This is a genomic window from Pleomorphomonas carboxyditropha (assembly GCF_002770725.1).
In the GTDB taxonomy this organism is placed as follows: domain Bacteria; phylum Pseudomonadota; class Alphaproteobacteria; order Rhizobiales; family Pleomorphomonadaceae; genus Pleomorphomonas; species Pleomorphomonas carboxyditropha.
In genome coordinates this window covers 1-25,895 of sequence record NZ_NQVN01000005.1, presented here as the reverse complement: position 1 = coordinate 25,895, position 25,895 = coordinate 1, and the positions used below count along the sequence as shown (strand labels likewise).

24 protein-coding genes and 1 tRNA gene are annotated in these 25,895 nt (G+C 66.0%); 7 read left to right on the top strand and 18 right to left on the bottom strand.

The window, feature by feature from the left end; translation table 11 throughout:
• Nucleotides 1-162 precede the first annotated feature (162 nt).
• The 3 genes from CJ014_RS10335 to ppa all read left to right on the top strand — a co-directional run bounded on the left by CJ014_RS10335 (nt 163) and on the right by ppa (nt 3,005).
• A complete protein-coding gene (locus CJ014_RS10335) occupies nt 163-1,767 on the top strand; it encodes a L,D-transpeptidase family protein (RefSeq protein WP_100080405.1) in 1,605 nt (534 codons plus the stop codon).
• Nucleotides 1,768-1,843: 76 nt separating this feature from the next.
• Complete coding sequence (locus CJ014_RS10330; RefSeq protein ID WP_100080404.1) at nt 1,844-2,365, top strand: GNAT family N-acetyltransferase; 522 nt, start codon at nt 1,844-1,846, stop codon at nt 2,363-2,365.
• Nucleotides 2,366-2,471: 106 nt separating this feature from the next.
• Nucleotides 2,472-3,005 (top strand): inorganic diphosphatase, encoded by a 534-nt coding sequence (ppa, locus tag CJ014_RS10325; RefSeq protein WP_100080562.1) that lies wholly within the window; start codon nt 2,472-2,474, stop codon nt 3,003-3,005.
• 70 nt (nt 3,006-3,075) lie between these two features.
• Here the strand turns inward: ppa and msrB are convergent, their stop codons facing one another.
• Together msrB and CJ014_RS10315 are read right to left on the bottom strand one after the other, a co-directional pair.
• The gene (gene msrB / locus CJ014_RS10320) at nt 3,076-3,480 is read right to left on the bottom strand and encodes a peptide-methionine (R)-S-oxide reductase MsrB (protein WP_100080403.1); all 405 of its coding nucleotides are present in this window, start codon (nt 3,478-3,480) and stop codon (nt 3,076-3,078) included.
• Nucleotides 3,481-3,551: 71 nt separating this feature from the next.
• Nucleotides 3,552-3,827, bottom strand: a complete 276-nt coding sequence (locus tag CJ014_RS10315) for a hypothetical protein (RefSeq protein WP_100080402.1) — start codon at nt 3,825-3,827, stop codon at nt 3,552-3,554.
• 272 nt (nt 3,828-4,099) lie between these two features.
• Between CJ014_RS10315 and CJ014_RS10310 the strand changes: the two genes are divergently transcribed.
• Nucleotides 4,100-4,681, top strand: a complete 582-nt coding sequence (locus CJ014_RS10310) for a cytochrome b (RefSeq protein WP_245427243.1) — start codon at nt 4,100-4,102, stop codon at nt 4,679-4,681.
• 5 nt (nt 4,682-4,686) lie between these two features.
• Here the strand turns inward: CJ014_RS10310 and CJ014_RS10305 are convergent, their stop codons facing one another.
• The 10 genes from CJ014_RS10305 to CJ014_RS10260 form a co-directional block, all read right to left on the bottom strand.
• Entirely contained in the window at nt 4,687-5,760 is a 1,074-nt protein-coding gene (locus tag CJ014_RS10305; RefSeq protein ID WP_100080401.1) for an ABC transporter ATP-binding protein, read from the bottom strand.
• 40 nt (nt 5,761-5,800) lie between these two features.
• Nucleotides 5,801-6,634: a carbohydrate ABC transporter permease gene (locus CJ014_RS10300; protein WP_100080400.1), complete on the bottom strand. Its 834-nt coding sequence runs from the start codon at nt 6,632-6,634 to the stop codon at nt 5,801-5,803.
• Nucleotides 6,631-7,500 carry a carbohydrate ABC transporter permease gene (locus CJ014_RS10295; RefSeq protein ID WP_100080399.1) on the bottom strand — a complete coding sequence of 290 codons (870 nt, stop codon included), beginning with the start codon at nt 7,498-7,500 and terminating at the stop codon, nt 6,631-6,633. The genes CJ014_RS10300 and CJ014_RS10295 overlap by 4 nt, the downstream gene beginning before the upstream one ends.
• Nucleotides 7,501-7,781: 281 nt before the next feature.
• Complete coding sequence (locus CJ014_RS10290) at nt 7,782-9,101, bottom strand: ABC transporter substrate-binding protein (protein ID WP_100080398.1); 1,320 nt, start codon at nt 9,099-9,101, stop codon at nt 7,782-7,784.
• A gap of 17 nt (nt 9,102-9,118) precedes the next feature.
• Nucleotides 9,119-10,642 carry a putative N-acetylmannosamine-6-phosphate 2-epimerase gene (locus tag CJ014_RS10285; protein WP_100080397.1) on the bottom strand — a complete coding sequence of 508 codons (1,524 nt, stop codon included), beginning with the start codon at nt 10,640-10,642 and terminating at the stop codon, nt 9,119-9,121.
• Between the two features lie 105 nt (nt 10,643-10,747).
• On the bottom strand, nt 10,748-11,521 hold the full coding sequence (locus tag CJ014_RS10280) for a GntR family transcriptional regulator (RefSeq protein ID WP_100080396.1): 774 nt from the start codon (nt 11,519-11,521) through the stop codon (nt 10,748-10,750).
• A 148-nt stretch (nt 11,522-11,669) separates the two neighbouring features.
• Nucleotides 11,670-12,593 carry a sugar phosphate isomerase/epimerase family protein gene (locus tag CJ014_RS10275; protein ID WP_100080395.1) on the bottom strand — a complete coding sequence of 308 codons (924 nt, stop codon included), beginning with the start codon at nt 12,591-12,593 and terminating at the stop codon, nt 11,670-11,672.
• Between the two features lie 168 nt (nt 12,594-12,761).
• Nucleotides 12,762-13,712: a sugar ABC transporter substrate-binding protein gene (locus CJ014_RS10270; protein WP_100080394.1), complete on the bottom strand. Its 951-nt coding sequence runs from the start codon at nt 13,710-13,712 to the stop codon at nt 12,762-12,764.
• A 466-nt stretch (nt 13,713-14,178) separates the two neighbouring features.
• Nucleotides 14,179-15,120 (bottom strand): sugar phosphate isomerase/epimerase family protein, encoded by a 942-nt coding sequence (locus tag CJ014_RS10265; RefSeq protein ID WP_100080393.1) that lies wholly within the window; start codon nt 15,118-15,120, stop codon nt 14,179-14,181.
• A gap of 50 nt (nt 15,121-15,170) precedes the next feature.
• Entirely contained in the window at nt 15,171-16,346 is a 1,176-nt protein-coding gene (locus tag CJ014_RS10260) for a Gfo/Idh/MocA family protein (protein ID WP_100080392.1), read from the bottom strand.
• Between the two features lie 587 nt (nt 16,347-16,933).
• Here CJ014_RS10260 and CJ014_RS10255 point away from each other — a divergent pair.
• Nucleotides 16,934-17,968 (top strand): LacI family DNA-binding transcriptional regulator, encoded by a 1,035-nt coding sequence (locus CJ014_RS10255; RefSeq protein WP_100080391.1) that lies wholly within the window; start codon nt 16,934-16,936, stop codon nt 17,966-17,968.
• Nucleotides 17,969-18,001: 33 nt separating this feature from the next.
• Here the strand turns inward: CJ014_RS10255 and CJ014_RS10250 are convergent, their stop codons facing one another.
• The 5 genes from CJ014_RS10250 to CJ014_RS10230 form a co-directional block, all read right to left on the bottom strand.
• Complete coding sequence (locus CJ014_RS10250; RefSeq protein WP_100080390.1) at nt 18,002-18,769, bottom strand: sulfite exporter TauE/SafE family protein; 768 nt, start codon at nt 18,767-18,769, stop codon at nt 18,002-18,004.
• Nucleotides 18,770-19,058: 289 nt separating this feature from the next.
• On the bottom strand, nt 19,059-19,982 hold the full coding sequence (locus tag CJ014_RS10245; RefSeq protein ID WP_100080389.1) for a sugar phosphate isomerase/epimerase family protein: 924 nt from the start codon (nt 19,980-19,982) through the stop codon (nt 19,059-19,061).
• A gap of 268 nt (nt 19,983-20,250) precedes the next feature.
• Nucleotides 20,251-21,204 (bottom strand): sugar ABC transporter substrate-binding protein, encoded by a 954-nt coding sequence (locus CJ014_RS10240; protein WP_165790813.1) that lies wholly within the window; start codon nt 21,202-21,204, stop codon nt 20,251-20,253.
• A gap of 285 nt (nt 21,205-21,489) precedes the next feature.
• Nucleotides 21,490-22,662, bottom strand: a complete 1,173-nt coding sequence (locus CJ014_RS10235; RefSeq protein ID WP_100080387.1) for a Gfo/Idh/MocA family protein — start codon at nt 22,660-22,662, stop codon at nt 21,490-21,492.
• A gap of 15 nt (nt 22,663-22,677) precedes the next feature.
• The gene (locus tag CJ014_RS10230; protein WP_100080386.1) at nt 22,678-23,601 is read right to left on the bottom strand and encodes a TIM barrel protein; all 924 of its coding nucleotides are present in this window, start codon (nt 23,599-23,601) and stop codon (nt 22,678-22,680) included.
• A gap of 215 nt (nt 23,602-23,816) precedes the next feature.
• Here CJ014_RS10230 and CJ014_RS10225 point away from each other — a divergent pair, with 215 nt between their 5' ends.
• On the top strand, nt 23,817-24,833 hold the full coding sequence (locus tag CJ014_RS10225) for a LacI family DNA-binding transcriptional regulator (protein WP_100080385.1): 1,017 nt from the start codon (nt 23,817-23,819) through the stop codon (nt 24,831-24,833).
• Nucleotides 24,834-24,953: 120 nt separating this feature from the next.
• On the opposite strand, the gene CJ014_RS10220 is transcribed toward CJ014_RS10225, so the two are convergent.
• Nucleotides 24,954-25,039 (bottom strand) — tRNA-Leu (locus tag CJ014_RS10220).
• A 154-nt stretch (nt 25,040-25,193) separates the two neighbouring features.
• Here CJ014_RS10220 and CJ014_RS10215 point away from each other — a divergent pair.
• Nucleotides 25,194-25,727: a response regulator gene (locus CJ014_RS10215; RefSeq protein ID WP_100080384.1), complete on the top strand. Its 534-nt coding sequence runs from the start codon at nt 25,194-25,196 to the stop codon at nt 25,725-25,727.
• Nucleotides 25,728-25,895 lie beyond the last annotated feature (168 nt).

Sequence of the window (25,895 nt, the reverse complement as noted above, 5' to 3'; positions counted from 1 at the left end):
CGACGGATGCGCCGGCTTGCCAGCTCGATCCATCGGGCGGTAACCTTTCGGTAACCATCGCCGCCGAGGATTGCTTCATGATATGTTGTCCGGCGCCGGGGGGCGGCCGGTCAGCCCGATACGCTGGATGCCACCACGGCGCCTATGAGTGAAACGGAGAGCATGACCTCGTTCCGCCCGACCCAGCCCTCCCGAGGCATTTCGACCGCCGGCCGCCTCGCGCGGCTTGCCGGCGCCCTTGGCGTCGCCGCGCTGCTCGCCGCCTGCCAGGCCGACGAGATCGGTTATGGCTACGGCCCCAAGGACCAGCGCCCGGTGTCGCCGAAGACGCTCGAGGCGATGAAGAAGCTCAACATGAAGCTCTCCTCGCCGGTGCTGATGCGCATCTTCAAGGAAGAGAACAAGTTCGAGGTCTGGAAAATGAACGCGAGCGGCCGCTACGCGCTGCTCAAGAGCTATGACATCTGCCGCTGGTCCGGCAATCTCGGCCCCAAGGTCAAGGAAGGCGACCGGCAGGCGCCGGAGGGCTTCTACCCCATCACGCCCGGCCTGATGAATCCCAAGTCGGACTGGTATCTCGCCTTCAACACCGGTTTTCCCAACGCCTACGACCGCGCCAACGGCCGCACCGGCACGGCGCTGATGGTGCACGGCTCCTGCTCGTCGCGCGGCTGCTATGCCATGACCGACCCGCAGATCCAGGAGATCTACGCGCTGGCCCGCGAAGCGTTTCGCGGCGGCCAGAAGGCCTTCCAGTTGCAGGCCTTCCCGTTCCGCCTCGACGGCAAGAACATGGCCAAGCACTGGAACGATCCCAACATGCCCTTCTGGAAGATGCTGAAGGAGGGCTACGACACCTTCGAGATGACCCACCAGGAACCGAAGGTCGACGTCTGCGGCCGCAAATACGTCTTCAACGCCAACCCGGCCGAGCCGCTCGACACGGTCGCCGCCTGTCCCGTCGATCTCGGGCAGCCGAAGGAACTCGTCGCGTCGCTTCAGACCAGGGCCAAGGCCGACTATGCCGAAGCCGAGGTGATGTTCGCCAAGCTCGAGAACGACCGAAAGGCGGAAGAGGACAAGCGCATCCAGTTGGCGCTGGCCGCCGAGAAGCGCAAGGCCGACGCGGAAAAGGCCAAGGCCGAGGCCGAGCTGGCCCGCATCGAGGCCGAGCGCAACCCGAGCACCATCGCCCGGCTGTTCGGCGCCGAGCCCAACCCGGATGCCGGCATCACCATAGGACCGGTGATCGTGCCGCCGACCGGCGCCCCGGTTCCGATCGCCGATCCGCGCGGCCCGCAGATCCACGCCGTCGCGTTGGCCGAGCCCGTCGAGCAGGAGCGCGCCAGCGCCATTTCCCGTCTGTTCTCCTTCGTGACCGGCGGCGACAAGGCACCGGCCGCCGCGCCGATCATTCCGGTGGCCGCCGCCGCGCCCGCCTTGCCGACGCCGGCGACGCCCGCCCTCGTTCCGGCCATACCGGCCCAGGGGGCGCCGGTGGCAGCGGCACCTGCTGCTACAGCAGTACCTGCGATAACGGCCGCCGCCCCCATTCCGCCGCTCCCCGGTCAACCGGCGCCGGCGGTCACGGGCCAGCCCGGCGCGGTTGCCCAGCCGACCGCACCGCAGATCGCCTGCGCCGCGCCGGGCGTGGTGGTACCGGCCGGCACGCCGCCCTGCCCATCGCTTGCCGCCGCGCCGGCCGTCGACCCGACGCCGACGGCCAGGGACAAGAGCATTCTCGACCGCATCGGCAGTTGGTTCTGAAAAAGGCGTCGGCCGCGATGGCGGCCGACGGCGTTTTTGTCTTCCGCTACCGGAAGGACCGGGTTAAGCTTACTCCATGAGCACCCTTTCGATCGACGTCCAGCGCGCCGCCATCGAGGATGCCGCAGAAATCGCGGCCGTCCACGACGCCGCCTGGCGCTACGCCTATCGGGGCATTCTCGATGGCGTCGAGCTCGAGCGGATGATCGAACGACGCGGGCCGCGCTGGTGGGCCAAAGCCATCGCCCGCAATATCGCCATGCTGGTCATCAAGGTGGAAGGCCGCGTCGCCGGCTATGCGACGCTGGGGCCGAGCCGCATGCGCGCCCTGCCCTTCCGGGGCGAGATCTACGAGCTCTATCTGCATCCCGACATGCACGGCATCGGCCTTGGCCGCCGGCTGTTCGAGGAGGCGCGCGCCGCGCTCGCCGACATGCGCCTCGACGGTCTCGTGGTGCGCGTGCTGGCCTCCAACGCCGTCGGCGTCGGCTTCTACGAGCGGCTCAGCGGCCATCAGGTGGTCGACTCCAGCGAGGAGATCGCCGGTCGCCTCGTGCCGGTCACCGTCTACGCCTGGCCGCCGGTCGGACGCGGCTGAAATTCCGGCGGCACGCCAATCCGCCGCTGCTTGTGCCGCCTTGCTTTCGTCCCATCATTACGGATAAACACGTGCTCGCGGCTTTGTTTCTTTTCAAGGATTGATCATGCGCATCGACGCCGTTCCCATCGGCCGAAACCCGCCCGAAGATATTAACGTCATTATCGAGGTGCCGCTCGGCGGCGAGCCCATCAAGTACGAGATGGACAAGGCGGCCGGCGCCATGTACGTCGACCGCTTTCTTTATACGGCGATGCATTATCCCGGAAACTACGGCTTCGTGCCGCACACGCTGTCCGACGACGGCGACCCGATCGACGTCATGGTGGTCAACACGCGCGCCATCGTGCCGGGCGCCATCATGAACTGCCGGCCGATCGGCGTCCTCAAGATGCAGGACGAGAGCGGCCACGACGAAAAGATCATCGCCGTTCCCTCCGACCGGCTGACCACCCGCTATTCCAAGATCAAGACGATCGACGACTTGCCGGAAATCACCGTCCACCAGATCGAGCACTTCTTCGAGCACTACAAGGATCTGGAGCCCGGCAAATGGGTGAAGGTGATCGGCTGGGGCGGCGTCGACGAGGCGGCGGAACTGATCGTCGCGGCGATTGCCAACGGCAAGACCGACATCTGAATACCGGAGGCATTGAAAATGCCTCCGGTCATGACATCGCGAAATGGCGGCGGCCGATCGGCCGCCGTCGTCAATCCGACGGATGGAAGACCAGCGCCACGCCGTTGATGCAGTAGCGCAGGCCAGTCGGCGGCGGCCCGTCGTCGAACACGTGGCCGAGATGCGAGCCGCAGCGGGCGCAATGCGCCTCGGTGCGCACCATGAAATGACTGCGATCGACCGACGTCTCGACGGCGCCCGGCTCCGGCTCGTTGAAGCTCGGCCAGCCGGTGCCGCTCTCGAACTTGTCGTGCGAGGCGAACAGCGGCGCATCGCAACCGGCGCAGTGGAACACGCCGCGCCGTTTCTCATGAAGCAGCGCGCAACTGCCGGGCGGCTCGGTGCCGTGGCCGCGCATGACGCGGTATTGCTCGTCGGTAAGCAGCCGCCGCCACTCCTCGTCGGTGCGGGTAAAGGGGAAAGTTTCGACGGTCATGGCGGGCTCCCGGAAACGGTGTCGACGACAGTGTCGCCTCCTACGTGGGATCCCTTAATATAGACCGCAAGTCAGCGCCGGTCGACGCCCTCGTCGTCCTGCTCGGCAGCCGGCGGCTCCTCGTCGGCGACGCCGGTGATTTCCGCCGGCTTGTCCGCCGGATCGACCCATTTGATCAGGAACACCCAGGCGGCGTAGACGAACACGCCGGCGGTGAGCACCATCCACATCGGGTCCTTGACCACGAAATTCTCGTAGCTCGCCCAGAGCCCGGTGACGGCGACCAGCAGCACGCGGCGCCACAGCGGCCGATAGAAGGGATGATTCAAGTCGGAAACGCGCTTCATTGGTCCTCCTGCCACCGGTCAGATCCGGTGGCGCCTCCCACCAAGCGCCGGATCCCGCATCTTCCGGAAATTTAAAGGAAGCCGCTCGGGGAGGCAACCTTGGGGTCACGCCCGATCTGCCCTCTTGGCAAATGTTCCAGCTTCACGGAGTTTTGAGCCACAGGCAGCCGCGTGTGTCACGCGATTGCCGAATTCCGGTTGGCATTTCTTGAGCGCTTTACACATATTTGCGCAATTCAGGGGCCTTCCGCCGAACGACAGGAGACCACGCCGTGACGAACGATCAATCGACGTTGTTTGACCACCCCGAAGGATACGGCTCCGTCAGCCGCGCCCTTCATTGGCTGATGGCGGCGCTGTTCGCCTGGCAGTTCCTCTCGGCCATCCTGCATGCCGTCGACCGGGAGATGCCGGTGGCGCGCTTCTTCTGGTCCTGGCACATGTCGGTCGGCTTCCTGCTGCTGGCTGCCGTCGTCCTGCGCGGCGTCTGGGCGCTCGTCAACCTCGGCAACCGGCCGGCCCACCCCACGGGTTTCCTTGGCGCCGCCGCCCGCCTGGGGCATCTTGCGCTCTATCTCTTGATGATTGCGGTCCCGCTGCTCGCCGTGCTCAGGACCTACGGCAGCGGCCGCGGCCTTTCGGTCTTCGGCATCGAGGTATTCGCCGGCGGCGGCGAACGCATCCCAGCCCTGATGGCGCCGGCCAACGCCGCGCACGGCCTGCTCGGCTGGGCGCTGCTCGCCCTGGTGCTCGGCCATACCGCCATGGCGCTCGCCCATGCCTATCTCTGGCGCGAAGGCACGCTGGCCCGCATGTGGCGCGGCCGTCCGGCACCGATCGCCAGGATCGAGTAGGGTAATCAGCCTTCGATACGCTCGCCCGTCGCCTTGTCGAACAGGTGAAAGGAGCCGGGCGCCGGCTGCAGCGACACGTCGTCGCCCGGTTCGGGACGCAGCCGCTTGTCCATGACGCGGACGATCAGCTCGCCGGCCGCGGTCTCGACGTGGACGTAATACTCGGCCCCGAGCGCCTCGACCAACCGTATGCGGCCGGCAAGGCCCGGCGCGCCGGCCTCGGCGATGCGGATGTCCTCCGGACGGACGCCGAGCAGCACCGCGCCGGCGCGACCGGCCGGACGCGGGGCGACATCGAGGGTTCCGAAGGCCGGCGCCTCTCCGTCTGCGACCGCCATCAGGTTCATCTTCGGCGAGCCGAGAAAGCGGGCGACGAACAGGTTGGACGGCCGCTCGTAGAGCTCTTCCGGCTTGCCGACCTGCATCAGGTTGCGGGCGTGGCCGTCCCTCAGCGGCGCGAAGACGGCGATGCGGTCGCCCATGGTCATCGCCTCGGTCTGGTCGTGCGTCACGTAGATCATGGTGGCTTGGATGCGCTCGCGAAGGCGCATGATCTCGCCGCGCATGGAGACGCGCAGGTCGGCGTCGAGGTTGGAGAGCGGCTCGTCGAACAGGAAGACGTCGGGATGGCGGACGATCGCCCGTCCCAGGGCGACGCGCTGGCGCTGGCCGCCGGACAACTGGGCGGGCCGGCGATCGAGATAGGGACCGAGGTCGAGAATGTCGGCCGCCTCCCGCACCCGCTCGGCGATCTCGGTCGAGGACCGGCCGGCCATCTTCAGCGGGAAGCCGATGTTGCCGGCGACTGTCATGTGCGGATAGAGCGCATAGCTCTGGAACACCATGGCGACGTTGCGGTCCGACGGCGCGAGGCCGGCCATCGAGCGGCCGCCGATCCGGATGTCGCCGGAAGTGGTCTCCTCGAGGCCGGCGATCATGCGGAGCGCCGTCGACTTGCCGCAGCCGGACGGACCGACGAACACGATGAACTCGCCGTCGTCGACCTTGAGGTCGAGGCCGGCGATCACGCCGACCTTGCCGAAGGATTTGGCGACGGACTTGAACTCGATCTCGGCCATGGTCGTTTCCCGGAAATTTCGAGGCGGTAAGGCGTTTTGCTCAGCCCTTGACGGCGCCGGCGGTCATCGACCGGCCGATCTGGCGATACATCAGAAGGCCGAGGGCGAGCGGCGGCAGCGTCGCCAGGATCATCACGGCAGCGGCGACGCCCCAGCGTACGCCACCGCCTGAAGCGGCGAAGAAGAAGGAGGCGCCGACCGACACCGGCGTCGCGTTGTTGGTGGTCAGCATCAGGCCGAACAGGAACTCGTTCCAGGAATAGATGAAGGCGAGCACCGACGAGGCGGCGACGACGTTGAGCGACATCGGCGCCACCACATAGGCGAGAAGCCTGAGCGTGCCGGCGCCGTCGACCCGGCCGGCCTCCTCGATCTCCAGCGGCAGGTCGGCGATCGACGAGGCGAACAGCACCAGGACCAGCGGCACGTTGACGAGGCAGAGGATCAGGGCGAGGCCGAAGCGCGTGTCGAGCAGGCCGACCTGCTGGTACATCAGATAGATCGGAATGGCGAAGATGATCAGCGGCACCGCCCTGAGGTTGACGGCGAGCGGCAGCAGCCAGCTCCGCCCCACGCCGAAGCGCGCCATGGCATAGGCGGCGGGAAAGGCCAGCGCGATGGCCAGCACCGAGCCGATCAGCGAGGCGACGAGGCTGTTCATCAGGAAATGCAGGATGTCGAAGCGGTCGGCCATGGCGAACACGGCCGCGTAGTTGTCGAGCGTCGGCGCCTCGATCATCAGCGAGGCGTTGGTCATGATCTCGGCCTCGCTCTTCAGCGACGTCACCAGCGTGGCGATCACCGGGAAGTTCAGGATCACCACGGCGGCGGCGAACACCAGCCAGCGCAGGGCGTTGACGAGAGGCTTCCTCATAGCGGCGCCTTTCTGGCCGTCAGCCCGTTGATGGCCCAGAGCACCACGAAGGAGGCGGCGAGCAGCAGCATCGAGGCGGCGACGGCAAGGCCGATGTCGCCGACCTTGAAGAAGGCCTGGTAGATGTAGATGCTCATCGACGTGGTGGAGCCGCCGGCGCCCGGCCCGACCAGGGTGTAGAGATTGTCGAACACCCGGAAGCTGTCGATGAAGCGGATGAAGAAGGTGAGGCCGAGGGCCGGCAGCATCAGCGGCAGGTCGATGTTGACGAACAGCCGCCGGCCGCGCGCCCCGTCGAGCGCCGCCGCCTCGCGGATGTCCGGCGAGATCGCCGCGTAGGACGAATGCAGGATGAGCAGCGCGAACGGCGTCCATTGCAGCGTCTCGACGGTGACCAGCGTGGTGAATGCCCAGTCGCGGCCGAGGAAGGCCGGGAAATCGCCGTACCATTCGAGGAGATAGTAGGGCACGGCGCCGACGAACTCATGCAGGATCAGCCGGTACATCAGGCCGACCAGCGCCGGCGCCACCATCATCGGCAGCATCAAGAGGGCGATCAGCCACGGCCGTTTGGCGAACAGCGGCGCCAGGAACACGGCGAGCATGAGGCCCGCCACCACCTGGATGACGGCGACGATCAGACCGAAGCGCAGCGAGAACCAGGCGGCGGCCCAGAATTCCGGGTCGGCCACCGCCTTGGCATAGTTGGAGAAGCCGATCGGCTCGGGCGCTCGGATATTCTCGAAGCCGACGCGCGAGACCGAATAGATGATGTCGAGAACGAGCGGGAACCCCAGGAGGGCGATCAGGAAGGCCGTGAGCGGGGCGATCAGAAGGCGCCCCTCGAAACGGGAAGTCCGCGGCATAAGGGGTCTCGTCCTCGGAAGGTCGGCGACGTCGGAAAGGCGCCCGCGCGCCGGCCGGGGGGATCGGCGCGCGGGACGGCGGCGCGGCGCTGCTGGCTCAACTGTCGAGTCTACCGCATCCGCCGGAGGTGGAACAGCGGCGGCCAGGCCGCCGTCCGGACAATCCTGCCAACGCGCGAAGATGCTGACGCATCCGCGCGTTGTTCCGCGAATTTCCCATTTGCATCAGTGGCATGAGAAATTCGCGACCGGAATGCCGGGGTCCTTGAAAGGCCCCGGCATCAGGGCTTCAGCAGCTCGGCCATGCCGGTCTTGGCGGCGGTGAGCGCGTCGTCGATCGACTTGTCGCCGACCCAGTAGGCGGTGAACTCCTTGGCCTGCAGCTCGTAGACCTGCAGCGCCTTGGCCGCCGTGCCGCCATGCATGACGAAGCCGTAGGCGCCGGCATATTGGCCGAGCTTGACGAGGTCGGGCCGCTCGGCGCTGACCTTCTCCACCACGGCGTCGCTGAGCGCCGGCGAGCCGCCGGCCTTGGCGTAGATCTCCATGGCGTCGGGCGTGCCCAGCCAGTTGAGGAACTTGACGGCGCCGTCCTTGTTCTTGGACGCCTTGTTGATGCCGAGACCGAGGCCGTGGATATGCGTGAAGCGGCCGGCCGGCCCGGTGGGCGGCGCCACGGTGCCGACCTTGCCGGCGACCGCCGGCGTCTTTTCCTTGTTGTCGAGGTCGCCGAAGGCGGCATTCCATTGCAGCATGGTGGCCGCCTGGCCGGCGCCGAAGGCGGCGTTGGCCTCGGCGAACTCGTAGGTGGTCGAATCCTTCGGCGAGGTGCCCTCGTCGTAGAGCTTCTTGTAGATGTCGAGCGCGGTGCGGTAGGCCGGGCTGTCGACGGTGATCTCGCCCGCCTCATTCATCCAGTCGCCGCCCTCGGCGCGTGCCGCCGAGTGCCAGACCATCATGTTGAACAACAGGTTCTTCATCTGGAGAACCGTGCCGTAGCGGGTCGGGCTGTCGGAATTGATCGCCTTGGTGAAGAACAGCGCCGTCGCCATCCAGTCTTCCCAGGTCCAGGCGTCGGGATCCTTGGGCTCGAGCTTCTTGCCGAGATACTTCTCGGAGATCTCGCCGTATTTCGCCTTCCAGTCGGCATCGGAAAGCAGCTTCTCGACGAGGTCGGTGCGGTAATACATGAAGTGCAGCGACAGGTCGGTCGGGATGCCGTACTGCTTGCCGTCATACTGCATGGTCGCCAGCACCTTCTCGGGGAAGGTCGCCTTGGAGGCGTCCGGCAGGGTGATCGGCTCCATGAACGGCGCGTAGCGGCCGAGCGCGTAGGTGGCGAGCAGGTTGACGTCGAAATCGGTCGAGCCGGCGGCGAGGTCGGCGGCCAGCTTGTCGAAGAAGCCGTCGCGGTTGAAGAAGATCAGCTTCACCTTGTCGGCATCGGAGGCGGTGGCGTTATAGGCGTCGGCCGCCTTGCGCAGGCCGGCTTCCTCCGGCCCGCCCGGCCATCCGAGCACGGTCACCTCGGCCATGGCCCCGCTTGCGCCAAGCGCCGCGAACAGGGCGGCGCCGGTCAGGAGAGTCTTCAGTCGCGTCATTTGTGTCCCCTTGGATTTTATAATGTGCGACGGGCGAGATCGGCGGCGCCAATCACGCCGGCGGATTTTCCGAGAGCCGCGGCGCGGATCTCGGGCTTCAGGTGTGGCGGCAGATGCGCCAGTCGCGCTTCGAGGCGCGCGCGGTAGCCGTCGGCCAGGCCGACGCCGCCGCCGACGACCATGATGGCCGGATCGAACAGCAGTTGCAGGTTCTGAAGAAGCCGCGCCGCGACGTCGGCCGAGCGGTCCAGAACCGCGGAGGCCCAGGCCTCGCCGCGCGCCGCCGCCGCAAAGACGGCCGGCGCGTCGACGGCATGACCGAGCGCGGCCGCCGCGTCGGCCAGGAAGCGGCCGCTCGCCAGCGTTTCAAGCGGAACGCCGGCCGTTTCTTGAGTGAGGCCGACCGAGCCTGCCACCCCACCCCGGCCGGTGAGCAGCCGGCCGCCGATGACGGCGCCGCCGCCGATACCGGTGGAGACGGTGACGAACAACAGGTCGCGGCCGGCGCCGGCGCCGAAGCGGTACTCGCCCCAGGCCGCCGCCTGGGCGTCGTTATGGAGCACCACCGGCCGGCCGAGACGCCTCTCCAGCGCGTCGGCCAAGGGATAGTTCGCCGAGACCGGCAGCGTGCCCGGATTGAGCGCCGACCAGCGGCCGGCGTGGACGACGCCGGTCACCGCGCCGCCGATCGCGCCATAGCGGCTCTGCCAGGGGGCGGCCAGCTCGGCGATGGCGTCGCACCAGTCGTCGGGATCGAGATGCCGGTCGGTGGTCCGCTCGTTCGCCTCGACGATGCGGTCGCCGTCGACCAGCGCCACCAGCGTCTTGGTGCCGCCGAGGTCGAAGGCGAGGGACGGCCGGGCCGAGGCGGCGCGCGCCGCCGCGATGGCATCGGCGAACCAGTGGGTGATGTGCTCGGGACGGGTGATGGCCGAGCCGACGACCACGCCGTGGGCGCCGAGCCGGATCGCTTCGGCCGCCTGCTCCGGCACGCGGATGCGCCCCTCGGCGATCACCGGCCGGCCGAGCCGGACGGCGGCGGCGAGCAGCGGAAAGTCGGGATCGGACGGCTCCGGGCCGCCGGTGTAGCCGGACATGGTGGTGCCGACGACGTCGACGCCGAGCGCCACCGCCGCCTTCGCTTCCTCGATGGTCGAGATGTCGGCCATGGCGAGCTTGCCGTGGGCCTGCACGGCCTTGCAAAGCTCGGCGACGGCGACGGGACGCACGCGGTCGGTGGCGTCGAAGGCGATGATGTCGGCGCCGGCCTCGGCCAGCGCCGCAACGTCGTCGAGAAAGGGGGTGATGCGGATCGGCGACGTATCGAGGTCGCGCTTGATGAGGCCGATGATCGGCGCGTCGGTGGCCGCGCGCACCGCCTTGAGATTGGCGATGCCTTCGATGCGAAGGCCGCGGCCGCCCGACGCCAGCGCCGCCAGCGCGAAGCCGACCACCTGGTCGGGATGGTCGAGCGGCCCTTCCGGCACCGGCTGGCAGGAGACGACGAGCGATGAGGCGAAGCGCTGGAGGCAGTCGGACACGGTTTCCTCGCTGCTGTTCACGATCAGAGTGGTAGCAGCGAAGGAACCAGTCAGCAACCAGTTTGGACTAAAGGCCTATAATTTGCTCAACTGGTATTAAAGTGATCACATCCCGTCCTGGGCACGCAGCTCGACCAGGAAGTCGTAGCGCTCGCCGCAATAATAGGTGCGGGTGAATTCCACCGGCGTGCCGTCGGCGGTGAAGCAGCGGCGTTCGGCGACCAGCAGCGGCGCGCCGATCTCGATGTGCAGCAGGCGGCCGTCCTCGGCGCCGGCCACCGCGGCGCGCAGGCGCTGCAAGGCCCTGACCGGCCGGCGATGCCGCTCGGCAAGCACGTCGTAGAGCGAGCCGGTGACCACCTCGGGATCGTCGAGCACGTCGGCCGGCACCACCGCGTGCTCGATGGCCATCGGCAGGCCATCGCCGGTCCTGAGGCGCTTCAGGCGGCAGACGCGGGCGCCGACGGAGAGGTGCAGCGCCATGATCTCGGCCGGCGAGGCGGGACCCACCTCGCGGCTGATCCAGGCCATGCCCGGCTCGATGCCGCGCGAGCGCATGTCCTCGGAAAAGGAAGTCAGCGCCGACAGCGGCTTCTCGACGCGCTCGGCCACGGCGGTGCGGGCGCCATGGCGGCGAATCAGCACGCCATCGCCGACCAGCGCCTCGATCGCCTTGCGCACCGAGGTGCGCGAGACGTCGATCTCCTCGGCAAGGTCCCGCTCGCCGGGCAGCACATCGCCGGCACCCAGCACGTTCTCGGTGATCGCCTGCCGCAGCGCCGCCGCCAGGTCGCGATAGATGACGCCGCTGGTATGCCGGTCGAGGGCACCACGGAGAAACGGGATGAGCGAGGATTGGCTGGGCGCGGTATCGGACATTGGGCCTGCGGACGATCGGGATTGGCGCGTCCGATGTATCAGGTCGAGGCCGAAAGCGAAACAATGTCGGAACCGAACCGCCGGGTGCTTTCGAATTACGTCCCGCAATCCGCCGATCGAGCCGAGGTGGAAGGCTGCCGCCCCTCTTTCACGCGGCGGCGCCGGCCTTGGCGTATTTCTCGATGTACCTTCTGATTTCCTTGCACATGAAGCGCGACGATTCCTCGGCCCGGTCCTCCCAGGCGAAGACGCAGGACGAATAGATGCCGTCGAACTTCACCTCGCCGAGCGTCTTGAAGAAGGTCTCCCAGTCGATCTCGCCCTGGCCGATGTCGAGGTGCTGGTGCACCCGGATCGACGCATCCGGCGGGTTGGCGATGTAGCGATTGCCCGACGACACGAAGGGATTGAACGTGTCGGCCACCCGAACGTGATGCAGGATCGGCGCCGCCTCGCGCAGCGTCGTCGCCATCTGGCTGGCGTCGCCGCTGCAATAGTAGAAGGTGTGCGGCGCGATGTAGCTCATCCTGACGTTCTTCGAGCCGACCATGCGGATGATGTCGAAGGCCGGATGGAAGGTCTCCACCCAGTCCTCCGGATGCGGCTCGACCGACAGGATGACGCCTTCCTTCTCGAAGATCGGCGTCAGCTCCTCGATCGACCGCCACCAGGCCGCCTCCCTGGTCTCGCGGGTGTCGGTGCCGAGCGGCAGCGTTTTGGAACGTTCCGGCGAGGTGCCGCGGCCGAACTCGGACACCATGGTGTCGCAGCCCATGTCGACGGCCACCTCGATGGCGCGCTTCCAGTAGCGCACCGCCATCTGGCGTTCTTCCTCGACCGGGCTGGCCCAGCGGTACATCGGCTGCAAGGTGATCAGTTCGAGGCTGTGGTCCTTCAGCGCCTTCTTGAATTCGGCGCGGCGTTCGGGGGTGGCGCGCGGCATCACCCACCAGTCGAGGAAGTCGGCGCGCGGCGACAGCTCGACGCCGTCGTAGCCGAGCTCGGCGGTCAGCCGGCAGATCTCCGCCAGCGACAGGTGACGGTGCATGTAGGGATCGAGCGCGAGTTTCATCGTTTCCTCCTCATGGCCCTCCGGCCGTGCCAGCGGCCTTCGGGCTTGTGAACTTCGGCCGGCAGCCGAACGGGCCGCCGGGATTCCATGCCGGGCCGCCCGCGCGAAGGGAGAGACATCGCGCCGGCGCCCGGCATGGAGGGCACCGAAACGGCGCCGGAGAACCGCTCACCGAGCGTATTTGGCGGCCTGATCGAGCACGGCCTGCGCGTTGTCCTTGGTGACGACCATCGCGTCGACGAAGAGACGCTTCGGAACATCCTTGCCGGCGATGACGTCAAGCGCCGCCTTTACGGCCTGCTGTCCGATATCGTAGCTGTTGATGTGGACCGAGGCGTAAAGCTCGCCGTTCAGAAGGCCTCTGAGCACCTCGTCGGTCGCGTAGACGCCGACGATCGGAACATCTTTGCCGCTCTGGGTGAAGGCGCGCTTGGCCCCGAGTTGCTTGTCGAAATCGGCGCCGAATGCCCCGGCGATATCCGACTGGCCTTGCAGGATGTTCTGCGTGACTGAGAAGGCCCGTTCGCGGTCGTTGTAGGTGGGCTGCCGCGCCGCGATCACCATGCCGGCCGCCTTCAGGACCTCTTCGGCGCCGTTGCACCGCTCCGTGTTGGTCGGATTGCCGGGCGCCCCTTCCAGCAGGATAACCTTGTCGCCTTTCTTCAGCACCTTGGCCAGCGCTTCGCCGCCAACACGACCGATCGCCATATTGTCCATGCCGACGAAGGTGGCATAGTCGTCGAACCCTTCGGGCATCGGCGTGTCGACCAGCACGACCGGCACCTTCTGCGCCTTGGCCTTCTCCATGATGTTGATCGCGGTCGGCGGCTGCGTCGGGGCGAAGATCATGACCGCCGGATTCTGCGACAGCACGTCCTGGAACATGTTGATCTGCTGCTCGACGGCATCCTCGGTCGGCGGCGCCAGCATGACGAGGTCAACGTCGTTCTCCCTGGCGACATCCTGCGCCCCGGCGATCATCGCCTGCCAATAGGGGGTCGTCATCGTCTTGAGCACCAGGCCGATCTTGACCTTGTCGGCGGCCGCAGCCGGCGACAGGCCGACACCGGCAACGATCGAAGCGGCCAGCAAGGCCTTGATAAGTTTCCTGACTTTCATTTTCTTCTCCTCCAGGCCACCTGTCCTGCCTCAAAAAAACGGTCAATGATTCATCCGTCCGGCCAGACCCAGCCGGACCCGATGATCGGCACGACAGACAGCCGCTTGATGTTGGTTGCTCTGCTTTGTTCCGGTGTCCGACGCCACCGACATTCCTGGTCGGATCCCCTCCTCATGGGGAGCACACCGCTTCCGGGCTCGCCCCTCTCCGGCAAAGCCCGGAAGCCGATATCTGCACGCGCATCCGCCGCCGCTTGAACGTGCCCGACGTCGCCGCCGGGGATTGGAACATGCCGAAGCGGCGCGGCCTGAACAGCGAACCGCGTCGCTTCGACTGTGGTGACGCCGGTGGATTGTGCTCGGGAGTGAGAAATTCGCACCAATGCCCGGCGTCGGCACGATGACCGATGGCGTCGCTGAGGAGCCGCGATCCATCATCGTGGTTCGAGAACGGCCGCCGTCGATATCAGCGGCTGATGGTCGTCTTGAGCGCGTCCACCGAGGTCTGGATGCCGGCGTCGGTCGACATGGTGAAGTCTTCCATCTCCAGGCTGACCCAGCCGTTGTAGCCGACCATGCGAACGACGGAGAAGAACTCCTTCCACCATTGCAGGTCATGGCCGGCGCCGACCGCCACGTAGTTCCAGGTGCGGTTGGCGACGTCGGTGACCTCGCGCAGTTCGAGCAGCCCGTCGACATCGGACCGGCCGCGTTCGATGCGCGTGTCCTTGCCGTGGCAATGGTGGATGGCAGACCCCAGCGCCCGCGCCGAGGCGATCGGGTCGGCGCCCATCCACATCAGATGGCTGGGATCGAGGTTCATGCCCACCGTCGGGCCGACCGCGTTGCGCAGGCGGAACAGCGTCTCGGGGTTCCACACCAGCATCGCCGAGAAGTTTTCGAGTGCATAGCGCTCGACGCCGACCTGCTTGGCGAGCTTGACGAGGTCGTGCCACAGCGGCAAGGCGCGGTCTTCCCACTGGTAGCGGTCGCGCTCCGGCATCTCGTCGGGCCAGCTCTTGGTGTAGACCAGCCAGTTGGGCACCGTATCGCCGGGCGCCGCCTCCGGCAGGCCGGACATGGTGACGATGGTCTTGACGCCGATCTCGCCGGCAAGGCGGATGGTGTCCTCCATCTCCTGGCGATGGCGCCCGCCCATGGCGCCGGGATCGAGCGGGTTGGCCGAGCAGTTGAGGGCGGCGATCTCAAGGCCACGGGCCTCGATCTCCTTCAGCTTGGATCTCAGCAGCCCCTTGTCGGCCAAGAGTTCGTCGGCGCGGAAATGCGGCGCCCGCGACCAGCCGCCGCCGGTCATCTCAACGCCCTCGACGCCGAGGGCGACGCATTTGTCGAGCATCTCCGTGAAGGAGAGATTGCCCATCACGTCGGTGCAGATGGAAAGCTTCATCTTGATATCCTTTGGAAGAAGGGGCGCCGCTGACGGCGGCGTCCGCAAGGTCACTGGAAGTCGACCCACACGGAGCCGGCGTCGGCAGACCGGACGCAGTTCTCCAGCCAGCGCACGCCTTCGGTGCCGGCCGCTATGCCCGGATAATGGTGGGTTTTCAGGAAGGCCTCGTCGCCACGATTCCTGGCGTCGATGGCCTCGGCGATCCACAGGTAGATATTGGACCAACTGTCGCCGAGGCCTTCGGTATGCAGCGCGCCCATGCGGTCGCAGGCGAGACTTTCCTTCTCGAGATAAGGCATGCCGTGGTGCAGGATCTGCGGCGGCTCGCCCTGGATTTCATAGATGAGCTGGTCGGGATGGGCATCGGACCAGGAAACCGATGCCTTCGAACCGACGAAGCGATAGCGCTGCGACCCCATGTTGCCCGCGTCTACCGACGACACCCAAAGCCGGCCGCGAGCCCCATTATCATAGTGCATCAGCACCGTGGCATGGTCCTCGAGCGGCGCCCGGGTCGAAATGAAGGCGTTACGGTCGCACAGCAGTTTCTCGATCTTCAGATGCGGCAGAACGATCTCCGACAGATAGTAGAGATGCGTTCCAATGTCGCCGAGCACGAAGGTCGGGCCAGCCGTTTTGGGATTGGTCCGCCATTTCACCGCCTCGGAGGCGCCGACATCGTCGCCGGAGTTGAAGCCGTGGGTATATTCCAGATCGACGATGCGGATGTCGCCCAGTATGCCCTTCTTCACCATCGCCGCCATCTGGTGGACGAGCGGGTGACCGGTGAAGCCGTAGGTGACGCCGACGACGAGGCCCTTGCGCGCCGCCAGTTCCTCGATCTCCCGGCATTCCTTCACCGTGAAGAACAGCGGTTTCTCGCAGATGACGTGCAGTCCGGCCTCCAGGCAGGCCCTGGTGATCTCGTAGTGGGTGAAGTTGGGCGTGGCGACGGTCACCACCTCGACGCCGTCGGCGCGCTTGGCCTCCCCGGCGATCAGCGTCTTGTAGTCGGCATAGCAGCGATCGGCGTCGACGCCGATGTTCACGCCGAAATCCTTGCCGCGCGCCGGGTCGATGTCGAAGGCGCCGCACACCAGCCGGTAGGCGGTATTGTCCCTGAGCGCCCCGGTGCGATGCTTGTAGCCGACCTGGCCGGTACGGCCACCGCCCACCATGCCCCAGCGCAACGGACGCCGGATGAGTTTTTCGCCATTCAACATTTCTGAACCTTTCAGCTAGTCAATCGGGCGCCAGGGCGCCTCCAACGGAGTGTTGGGAAAGAAGTCTGCGGAACGGCCATGGCAATCCCGTTCGTCGGCACGGGTGGGCGTGCCGGCGTGGAAAGCAGAACCGTTGAGTCGGATAAGTTCCCGGGAGCTATAGCCGCGATCGGATCATGATTTCGGCATGCGTCCCATTGGGATGGCCGTAAGCGCCGCCGAAAGCGACAAGGTCGTCAAAACCTTCATTGTCTTTCCTCCCACCCGGCGCCTTTTAGGCCGAAGCTTGTTGCCTCTCCTCGACACGATATTAGACGCCAGCACACCAAAGGCGCGTACCATCAGCGGCTGATGAATTCATCAGGAAATGAAACAAAATAGCATTGCTTCATCCCGAAGAATATCAAACGACGACTCCAACCCGTTCGAGAAGAGATGGCTTCTTCAGCGCCTCCCCGCGCTGTTTCCTTCTATATCGATGTCGATTTTCTACCATACGGGCTTGTTTAGCGAAAGATAGCGGCTTCCAAGCTGATCTATTTAATGTCATATTATACCAACCATAAATGACATGATTTGAGACTCCCATGCGTCGCCCCACCATCGCCGACTTGGCTCAGGCTTCCGGCGTCAGTATCGCAACCATCAATCGGCTGCTGCATGGCACGGCTCAGGTGAGGCAGGACACGGCGGAGCGCGTTCGAAAGGCCGCCGAGGAAATTCAGTTTTACGGCTTGGGAACTCTGCTTGACCGCGAAAAAAATGCGTTGCCCCGCTACCGGCTGGGTTTTCTGCTGCAGCAGTCGAACCGCGAGATTTATCGCCTGTTTGCGACATCCATCGCCGATACGGCGCGCCACTGGCACGATGCCCACATTCACGCCAACATCGATTTCGTCGACGACCTGTCGCCTCAGTCCATTTCGGATGCGATGCTGCGGATCGGGATCCAGGTCGACGCCCTGGCGGTCGTTTGCGCCGACCACCCCCAGATCAGTCAGACGATCAATACGCTTCGCGAGCGCGGGGTTCCCGTCATCGCCTTCATCACGGACCTATCAGCTTCCAACAAGGCGGGTTATGTCGGCACCGACAATTGGAAGCTCGGGCGCACGGCCGCCTATCTGATCGCCAACATGGTAAGTGGTTCGGGCAAGATCGCAACCTTCATCGGCAATCATCGCTATCAGTGCCAGGACATATCCGACGCCAGCTTTCGATCCTATATCCGCGAGCATGCAAGCCACATGACGGTGCTCGATGCCTGTCTGACCCATGAGGAGGCGAATGCCGCCCATGACATCGTCGACGAGCTCCTGTCCACCGAGCCGGATCTGGTCGGCCTCTACGTCATCGGTGGCGGCATTTCCGGTGTGTTACGGGCGATCCGCGAGCTTCCGGACGAGCGGCGCGCGAAAATCCGGATCGTCTGCCGTGACGTCGGAACCGAAGCCCGCAAAGGATTGAACGAAGGCCTGATCGCGGCGGCGCTGTGCCATCCCCGCGACCGCACCTCCCACGAGCTGATCGACGCCATGCTGGAGGCAATCGGACAGGGGCAGCAATCGTCCATTATCCAGCGGGTTGTTCCTTTCGAGATCATCACCCCTGAAAATGTCTAGAACATCGCGCGGAAAAATGGGGGGCGACGCCGGTCAAAGACCGAGGCCGTCCCAGATCAGCTTCAGGCCGGCCAGGAACGTCAGCAGGTAGCTCAGCCTGTAGAAGAGGGCTTCGTTCATGACCCGCAGCAGCCAGGTGCCGACCGCCACGCCGATAAGCGCGACCGGCGTCAGGACCAGCGATGTCATCAGATTGTCGGCGCTCAACAGGCCCAGAACGGCAAAGAAAGGCAGCTTCGCGTAGTTTACGATGCCGAAGAAGAAGACCGACGTGCTGGTGAAGGTCATGCGGTCGAGCTTGAGCGGCAGCAGATAGAACATCAGCGGCGGGCCGCCGGCATGGGCGACGAAGCTGGTGAAGCCGGAGACGATCGACCACATGACGCCGTCGCGCGTCGTTGGGCGCGCGCTGGCAAGCCTTTCCACGAGCGCGCCCAGCCAATGGCGAATTGTAAAGACCACGGTGATCAGGCCGATCAGCAGGCCGATCGTCTTCTCGTCCAGCAGATGGAACGTCAGGAAGCCGATCACCACCCCGACGACGGCCGACAGGACCAGAGGCCACAAGAGCTTGACATCGACATGGTGGCGGAACGTCCACATGGCGATGAGATCGGAAAAGCACAGAAGAGGCAGGACGATGCCGGCTGCCGTCGTCGGCGGCACGACGAAGGCGAGCAGGGGAACGGCCAGCCCGCCGACCGGCGTGAGGCCGCCTTTGGAAAGGCCGACGCTGAAGATCGCCGGAATCGCAACCGCGAGGAAAACCGGCTGAAGGACGGTACTCTGAAGATCAACCATCAAATGCGCTCTTGTCCGTCAGGACGGCTGCCGTTCGGCTTCGCCGGCTGCCATCGATAGGACAGCCGGCAGAGACCACGCATCGCGGACAGAGCCGCAGGGCGACTTCAGCGAATCGTCACACCAAAGGATATCGGGTTCTTTACTGCATTCGATATCCCGAAGCCGACAACATCCTTATTTTGCCAGCACCACCCACCCTCCTTGGCGCTGATGCGTGCCGCATCGAGCGCGGCAAGTAGGCCTGTGGCGATGAAGGGCGCCGGGAGGCGGCACGATGCCGCCCCCTTCACGGGGCGGCGCCGGCCTTGGCGTATTTCTCGATGTACCGTCTGATTTCCTGGCACATGAAGCGCGACGATTCCTCGGCCCGGTCCTCCCAGGCGAACACGCAGGACGAATAGATGCCGTCGAACTTCACCTCGCCGAGCGTCTTGAAGAACGTCTCCCAGTCGATCTCGCCCTGACCGATGTCGAGGTGCTGGTGCACCCGGATCGACGCGTCCGGTGGGTTGGCGATGTAGCGGTTGCCCGACGACACGAAGGGATTGAACGTGTCGGCCACCCGAACGTGGTGCAGGATCGGCGCCGCCTCGCGCAGCGTCGTCGCCATCTTGCTGGCGTCGCCGCTGCAATAGTAGAAGGTGTGCGGCGCGATGTAGCTCATCCGGACGTTCTTCGAGCCGACCATGCGGATGATGTCGAAGGCCGGATGGAAGGTCTCCACCCAGTCCTCCGGATGCGGCTCGACCGACAGGACGACGCCTTCCTTCTCGAAGATCGGCGTCAGTTCCTCGATCGACCGCCACCAGGCCGCTTCCTTGGTCTCGCGGGTGTCGGTGCCGAGCGGCAGCGTCCTGGAGCGTTCCGGCGAGGTGCCGCGGCCGAACTCGGAGACCATGGTGTCGCAGCCCATGTCGACGGCCACCTCGATGGCCCGCTTCCAGTAGCGCACCGCCATCTGGCGCTCTTCCTCCACCGGGCTGGCCCAGCGGTACATCGGCTGCAAGGTGATCAGTTCGAGGCCGTGGTCTTTCAGCGCCTTTTTGAACTCGGCGCGGCGTTCGGGGGTGGCGCGCGGCATCACCCACCAGTCGAGGAAGTCGGCGCGCGGCGACAGCTCGACGCCGTCGTAGCCGAGCTCGGCGGTCAGCCGGCAGATCTCCGGCAGCGACAGGTGACGGTGCATGTAGGGATCGAGCGCGAGTTTCATCGTTTCCTCCTCATGGCCCTCCGGCCGTGCCAGCGGCCTTCGGGCTTGTGAACTTCGGCCGGCAGCCGAACGGACCGCCGGGTTTCCATGCCGGGCCGCCCGCGCGAAGGGAGAGACATCGCGCCGGCGCCCGGCATGGAGGGCGCCGAAGCGGCGCGGCCCAAGCGGTAAGGCCGCGTCGCTTCGACCGTGGCGACGCCGGAGCCCCCTGCTCGGGAGTGAGCAATTGGCAGCGATGCTCCGGCACCGGCACGAGCACGCCTTCGCTTCACTGGGCGAACTTGGCGTTCTGGTCGATCAGCTCCTGCACGTTGTCCTTGGTGACAACGACCGTATTCACGTAGGTGTTCTTGGGAATTTCTTTCCCGGCGACGATATCGAGCGCCGTCTTCACGGCCAGTTGCCCCATGTCGTAGCTGTTGATGTGGACGGAGGCGTAAAGATCCCCCGCCGCGATGGCGTTGATCACCTCGTCGTTGGCATAGACGCCGACGATCGGCACCTCGCCCTTGCCGACCTGCTTGAAGGCGCGCGAGGCCGCGAGTTGCTTGGTGTAGTCGGCGCCGAACACGCCGGCGATATCCGGGTTCGCCTGCAGCACGTTCTGGGTGACCGAATAGGCCCGCTCGCGATCGTCATAGGCCGGCTGCCGCGCCGCGATCACCATGCCCGCCGCCTTCAGGACCTCTTCGGCGCCGTTGCACCGTTCCGTGTTGGTCGGGTTGCCGGGCGCGCCCTCCAGCAGCAGCACCTTGTCGCCCTTCTTCAGCACCTTGGCCAGCGCTTCGCCGCCCACCTTGCCGATCCCCACGTTGTCCATGCCGACGAAGGTGACGTAGTCGGTGAATTTCGGCGGCATCGGTGTGTCGACCAGCACGACCGGCACCTTCTGCGCCTTGGCCTTCTCCATGATGTTGACGGCTGCCGGCGGCTGCGTCGGCGAGAAAATCATGACGGCCGGCTGCTGGAACAGCACGTCCTGGAACATGTTGATCTGCTGCTCGACGGCATCCTCGGTCGGCGGCGCCAGCAGAACCAGCTCGGCGTCGTTCTCCTTGGCCGCCGCCTGCGCGCCGGCGGCCATCGCCTGCCAGTACGGGCTCGATACGGTCTTCAGAACCATGCCGATCTTGACCTTGTCGGCGGCCGCAGCCTGCGACAGGCCGAGGCCGGCGATGATCGAGGCCGCCAGCAGGGTCGTGACGAATTTCCTGACTTTCATTTCCTTCTCCTCCAAACCGCCGATCCTGCCTCGTTGCCCTAATCGATTGAACGGCCGGAGAGTCTCCAGCTCCGCACGATCGGACAGTCGGCGCCATGGGCGGTCACCCGTTGTTCGTTGCTCTGCGTTGTTCCGGTGTCCGACGCCACCGGCGTCCATCGTCGGATCCCCTCCTCACGGGGAGCGTATCGCCCCGGGCTCGCCCCTCTCCGGCAGGGCCCGGAAGCGGATATCCGCATTGCGCGTCCGGCCGATCCTCCCGACCGGCCGGATGCCGCCATCGCCTCAGACGTAGTCGACCCAGACGCCGCCGAGGTCGGCCGACCGCACGCAGTTCTCGACCCAGCGCACGCCCTCGATGCCGGCACGGATGTCGGGATAGCGGATGCCGGCCAGCCGCGCCGCGTCGCCGCGGTCGCTGGCCTCCATCGCCATGGCGAAGCGGTAGTAGAGATTGGCCCAGGCCTCGAAGAGTCCCTCGGGATGGCCGGCGCCGATGCGGTCGTCGGCGAGCGCCGGCGGATAGAGATAGCCCATGCCGCGCTCGATCACCCGCGCCGGCTCGTCCTGGACCTCGAAGGACAACTGATTGGGCCGCTCGTCCCACCATTCGAGGCTGGCCTTCGAGCCGACGATGCGCACCTTCTGGCCGTGCATCGAGCCGGCGTTGATGCAGCTCGACCAGACGGTGCCGAAGGCGCCGCCCTGGTATTCCATCAGCGTGACGGCGTTGTCCTCGAGCGGCGCCCGCGACTTGACGAAGCTCTGCCGGGCGCACATCAGCCGCTTGATCCTGAGGTCGGGCAGGATCACCTCCGACAGGTAGAGCGGATGCGTGCCGACGTCGCCGAGCACGTAGCTCGGACCGGCGAAGCGCGGATCGACCCGCCAGCGCGTCGCCGGGTTCTGCTCCTCGACGGCCGCGCTATGGAAGCCGTGGGCGAATTGCAGGTTGACGAGGCGGATCTCGCCGAGGTCGCCGCGCGCCACCATCTCGCGGGCCTGCTCGATCAACTGATGGCCGGCATAGCCGTAGGTGACGCCGACCACCTTCTTCCCGGCGGCGGCAAGAGCTTCCAGTTCTTTGGCTTCGGCGACGGTGAAGCACAGCGGCTTTTCGCAGACGACGTGAAGGCCGTGTTCCAAAGCCGACTTGGCGATGGCGAAGTGGGTGTTGTTGGGCGTGGCGATGGAAACCGCCTGGATGCCGTCGGCCCGTTGCGCTTCGGCTGCGAACATCGTTTCGTAGTCGGCATAGCAGCGCGACGGATCGATGCCGAGCTCGATGCCGAAGCTGCGGCCACGCTCGGGCACGATGTCGAGCGCTCCGGCAACCAGGGTGAAGGTATTGTCGCGCAGGGCGGCCGAGCGATGGATGTAGCCGATCTGGCTGCCCTTGCCGCCGCCGACCATGCCCCAGCGGATCGGCGCTTCGGTGTGCTTTTCACCGTTGATCATGTTGTTTCCTCGTCCTCAGAAGCCGGCGCCGGCGAGATAGCTACGGCTGGCCTTGACGTCGGCGAGCGTGCCGCCGGAATTGCGCGGATCGCGTTCCTGCTCGACGGTGATGTAGCCCTCGTAGCCAAGGCGGGTGAGCAGCGCGCGGATGGCCGGATAGTCGATGCAGCCGCGCCCGATCGGGCACATCACGCCCTCGGCGCAGGCTTCGAAAAAGCGGATGCGGCGGCCCATCACCTCGCGATACTTGGCGGGGTCGATGTCCTTGAAGTGGATGTAGTCGAGGCGCGGATAGTATTTCTCGAGCGTCTGGACGGGATCCATTCCCGAGTAGAAAGCGTGCCCGGTGTCGACGCAGAGACCGGCGGCCGACGCCGGGATACCGGCGACGAGCCGCTCGATCTCGTCGGCGAACTCGATATAGCCGCCGGCATGGGGATGGACGACGGCCCGCACGCCGTAGCGCTTGGCGGCCAGGTCGGCGATGGCCTCGATGTTGGCGATCATGCCGGCCCAGTCGCCGTCGGACAGCCGGGGCGCCCGGTCGCCGTGGCCGGCCGCATAGTCCCGCTCGTCGTGGCCCCAGTCCATCACCGTGAGATAGGGCGTCGGAAAGCGCTGGCCGGGACGCTTCCGCGGCTGCGGCAGGCGGCTGACCAGGCCGCAGATCTCGTCCGTCTGGCGCAGGAGGCTGTCGCGGTTCTTCGGGTCCACCAGATTGTCGAAGATCGTGCCGGCGACGATGAAAAGATCGCGCTTTTCGAGCTCGCGCGAAATCAGCGGCAGGTCGAGCGGCATGTAGCCGTAGGGACCGAGCTCGAGGCCGCCGAAGCCGGCCGCCGCCACCTCGTCGAGCACGAGGCGCCAACTCGGCAGGTTGGGATTGTCGACGTCGTCGACGCCCCAGCAGCAGGGCGCCGTGGTGATCGTAATGCTCATGAAATTCCTCCCGTTCCGAGGCGCGAAACATCTTCGCCGTCGATCCGAGGGAGGATCGTCGTCTCTGGATCATCTCGCGATCGGGGGCGTGTTATTTTGATTGCTATCCGGATTGACTGGATGATAAGCGGATAGGCCGCTGGCCGGAAGCCGTTCCCTGATGAACTGCCATCATTTTTAAAGAGCCAAATCAGCGTGTTGGGAGGATTAGGACCGTGAGCCCCCGCAAAGTCACGGCCAGGGAGGTGGCGCGGGCCGCCGATGTCTCGCCGGCGACCGTCGACCGGGTGCTCAACCGCCGCGGCGGCGTTGCCGAGGACAAGGAGGCGCGCGTCCTCGAAGCGGCCAAACGGCTCGGGCTGAGCCCGTCAATTGCGGTGCGGCCGAGCCGGACGATGCGCGTCGCCCTGCTGATGCAACCGCCGGCCAACCCCTTCCACGCCGCGCTCAAGCGGGCCTTCGATCTGGCGGGGCGCGTCTATTCCGACCTCAACATCCAGTTCCTGGTCTATCACATCGATCCGAACGAGCCGGCGCGGATCGCCGAGTTGATCCGCAAGGCCGCGGAACGGCACGACGGGCTGATCGTCACCCTTCCCAACCATCCGTCGATCGCCGCCGCCTTGCGGGACGCGTCGGCCCGGCTGCCGACCATCACGCTGGCGACCGACATCGACGACAGCAACCGGTCGGCCTATGTCGGCCCCGACGACCTCAGGGCCGGCCGCGTCGCCGGCGACCTGATGGGAAGGTTCCTCCAGCCCCAGGGCGGCGATATCGTCATCATCGCCGGCCTGCGCGACATCGGCGGGCATCGCGATCGCGAGCAGGGATTCCGCGAGGTGCTGCGGCAATTCCATCCGGAGTGCCGCGTCGTGGCGGTGGTGGAGAGCGGTGAAAAATTCGACCGGGCCGGCGACATCATCTACACCGCCCTCAGAAACAATCCGGGCATCAAAGGCGTCTATCACCTGTCGTCGGGCGCGTTGCCGGTCGTCGAGGCCATCCGCGCGCTGGGGCGGCAGAACGACGTCAAGCTGATCACCCACGAATTGACCGAAGACCGGAGAGGGCTGCTGCGCGCCCGTGCGATCGACGCCATCATCGATCAGAACCCCGAGGCCGAAGTGCGCACGGCGGCGGAAACCATGGCCAGGCTGCTCGGCCGGCTTGAGGGCACGCCGCAAAACACCCTGATATCCGTGCAGATCTACATGCCCGAGAATGCCTGAGGCATGCGGCGGATGGGGGTTTGCGAGAACCAAGGCGCGACCCTCGCGGCCTTTCCGGCTTCATATCGGTCGGCACCATGATTCGACAGGGCACGAGCCGAGAGAAATGAAATAATGAAATGGTGCCCCAGGCCGGACTCGAACCAGCACGTTCTCGCGAACAACAGATTTTGAGTCTGCCGCGTCTACCATTTCGCCACTGGGGCAGCGGAGGCGGACTATACCGGTCGGCGGTCGGCCGTCAACGGTCGATCGGCGAAAGACCGGTTTCTCAAGAGGTTTGTGGACCAGGTGCGACGTTTAACACGGCGGAAAGGTCCGGCGTCTACTCTTGGCCGATCATTCGCCAGGAAACCGACCATGCCCATGCGACCGTCCCCTGCCTCTCCGTCCGCCGGCTCCGGCGGCGCCCAGGCGATCATCGGCGGCCGTCGTCTCGTCGGCCATCTCTTGGGCCGCCGCGCCGTCGCTCCGACCCCTGCCGGCGACGGCGATGACGACGCGACGGCCGGCGAAGCCCGTCCGGTGGCGCTGGTCGTCGACGACAGCCCGATCGCCCGCATGCTGATAACCAGCATCCTCGAGTCCTTCGAGGTCGACGTGTTCGAGGCCGGCGGCAGCGCCGAGGCGCAAGCCGTCGTCGCCACCTGCCGGCCGGATGTGGTGATCGTCGACTGGACGCTGCGCGACGAGACGGCCACCGACGTGCTCGACGCCCTGGAAAGCCGCTGCGCCGGCGGCTTGCCGCCGGTCGTCATGGTCAGCGCCTCGGCGCGCATGCCGGCCGATCTGCGCGCCACGACAACGTTGCGCAAGCCCTTCAGCCCGCGCGAACTCTATGCGGCGCTCGCCACCGCCTTCTCGGGCAAAAGGGATGGCGCCGCCGAGGCCTGAAGCCGGGCAGCGCCGTTTTCTCTAGAGCGTTTCCGTGTTTCCACCGTACACGACAGTTTAAGTGAGAGCGGGATGAAGGGGTAAGATTGAAGATTCTTCGCCAAAAGGATCTTCAGAGATGACCGCCGTTCAAACCGCCCTCATGCTGACGCTATCGACGCATTTTGC

What these genes read in the sequence shown, in the direction of transcription:
- CJ014_RS10335 (WP_100080405.1), top strand. Translation starts at nt 163, where the DNA reads ATGACCTCGTTCCGCCCGACCCAGCCCTCCCGAGGCATTTCGACCGCC.
- CJ014_RS10330 (WP_100080404.1), top strand. Translation starts at nt 1,844, where the DNA reads ATGAGCACCCTTTCGATCGACGTCCAGCGCGCCGCCATCGAGGATGCC.
- ppa (WP_100080562.1), top strand. Translation starts at nt 2,472, where the DNA reads ATGCGCATCGACGCCGTTCCCATCGGCCGAAACCCGCCCGAAGATATT.
- msrB (WP_100080403.1), bottom strand. Translation starts at nt 3,480, where the DNA reads ATGACCGTCGAAACTTTCCCCTTTACCCGCACCGACGAGGAGTGGCGG.
- CJ014_RS10315 (WP_100080402.1), bottom strand. Translation starts at nt 3,827, where the DNA reads ATGAAGCGCGTTTCCGACTTGAATCATCCCTTCTATCGGCCGCTGTGG.
- CJ014_RS10305 (WP_100080401.1), bottom strand. Translation starts at nt 5,760, where the DNA reads ATGGCCGAGATCGAGTTCAAGTCCGTCGCCAAATCCTTCGGCAAGGTC.
- CJ014_RS10300 (WP_100080400.1), bottom strand. Translation starts at nt 6,634, where the DNA reads ATGAGGAAGCCTCTCGTCAACGCCCTGCGCTGGCTGGTGTTCGCCGCC.
- CJ014_RS10295 (WP_100080399.1), bottom strand. Translation starts at nt 7,500, where the DNA reads ATGCCGCGGACTTCCCGTTTCGAGGGGCGCCTTCTGATCGCCCCGCTC.
- CJ014_RS10290 (WP_100080398.1), bottom strand. Translation starts at nt 9,101, where the DNA reads ATGACGCGACTGAAGACTCTCCTGACCGGCGCCGCCCTGTTCGCGGCG.
- CJ014_RS10280 (WP_100080396.1), bottom strand. Translation starts at nt 11,521, where the DNA reads ATGTCCGATACCGCGCCCAGCCAATCCTCGCTCATCCCGTTTCTCCGT.
- CJ014_RS10275 (WP_100080395.1), bottom strand. Translation starts at nt 12,593, where the DNA reads ATGAAACTCGCGCTCGATCCCTACATGCACCGTCACCTGTCGCTGGCG.
- CJ014_RS10270 (WP_100080394.1), bottom strand. Translation starts at nt 13,712, where the DNA reads ATGAAAGTCAGGAAACTTATCAAGGCCTTGCTGGCCGCTTCGATCGTT.
- CJ014_RS10265 (WP_100080393.1), bottom strand. Translation starts at nt 15,120, where the DNA reads ATGAAGCTTTCCATCTGCACCGACGTGATGGGCAATCTCTCCTTCACG.
- CJ014_RS10260 (WP_100080392.1), bottom strand. Translation starts at nt 16,346, where the DNA reads ATGTTGAATGGCGAAAAACTCATCCGGCGTCCGTTGCGCTGGGGCATG.
- CJ014_RS10255 (WP_100080391.1), top strand. Translation starts at nt 16,934, where the DNA reads ATGCGTCGCCCCACCATCGCCGACTTGGCTCAGGCTTCCGGCGTCAGT.
- CJ014_RS10250 (WP_100080390.1), bottom strand. Translation starts at nt 18,769, where the DNA reads ATGGTTGATCTTCAGAGTACCGTCCTTCAGCCGGTTTTCCTCGCGGTT.
- CJ014_RS10245 (WP_100080389.1), bottom strand. Translation starts at nt 19,982, where the DNA reads ATGAAACTCGCGCTCGATCCCTACATGCACCGTCACCTGTCGCTGCCG.
- CJ014_RS10240 (WP_165790813.1), bottom strand. Translation starts at nt 21,204, where the DNA reads ATGAAAGTCAGGAAATTCGTCACGACCCTGCTGGCGGCCTCGATCATC.
- CJ014_RS10235 (WP_100080387.1), bottom strand. Translation starts at nt 22,662, where the DNA reads ATGATCAACGGTGAAAAGCACACCGAAGCGCCGATCCGCTGGGGCATG.
- CJ014_RS10230 (WP_100080386.1), bottom strand. Translation starts at nt 23,601, where the DNA reads ATGAGCATTACGATCACCACGGCGCCCTGCTGCTGGGGCGTCGACGAC.
- CJ014_RS10215 (WP_100080384.1), top strand. Translation starts at nt 25,194, where the DNA reads ATGCCCATGCGACCGTCCCCTGCCTCTCCGTCCGCCGGCTCCGGCGGC.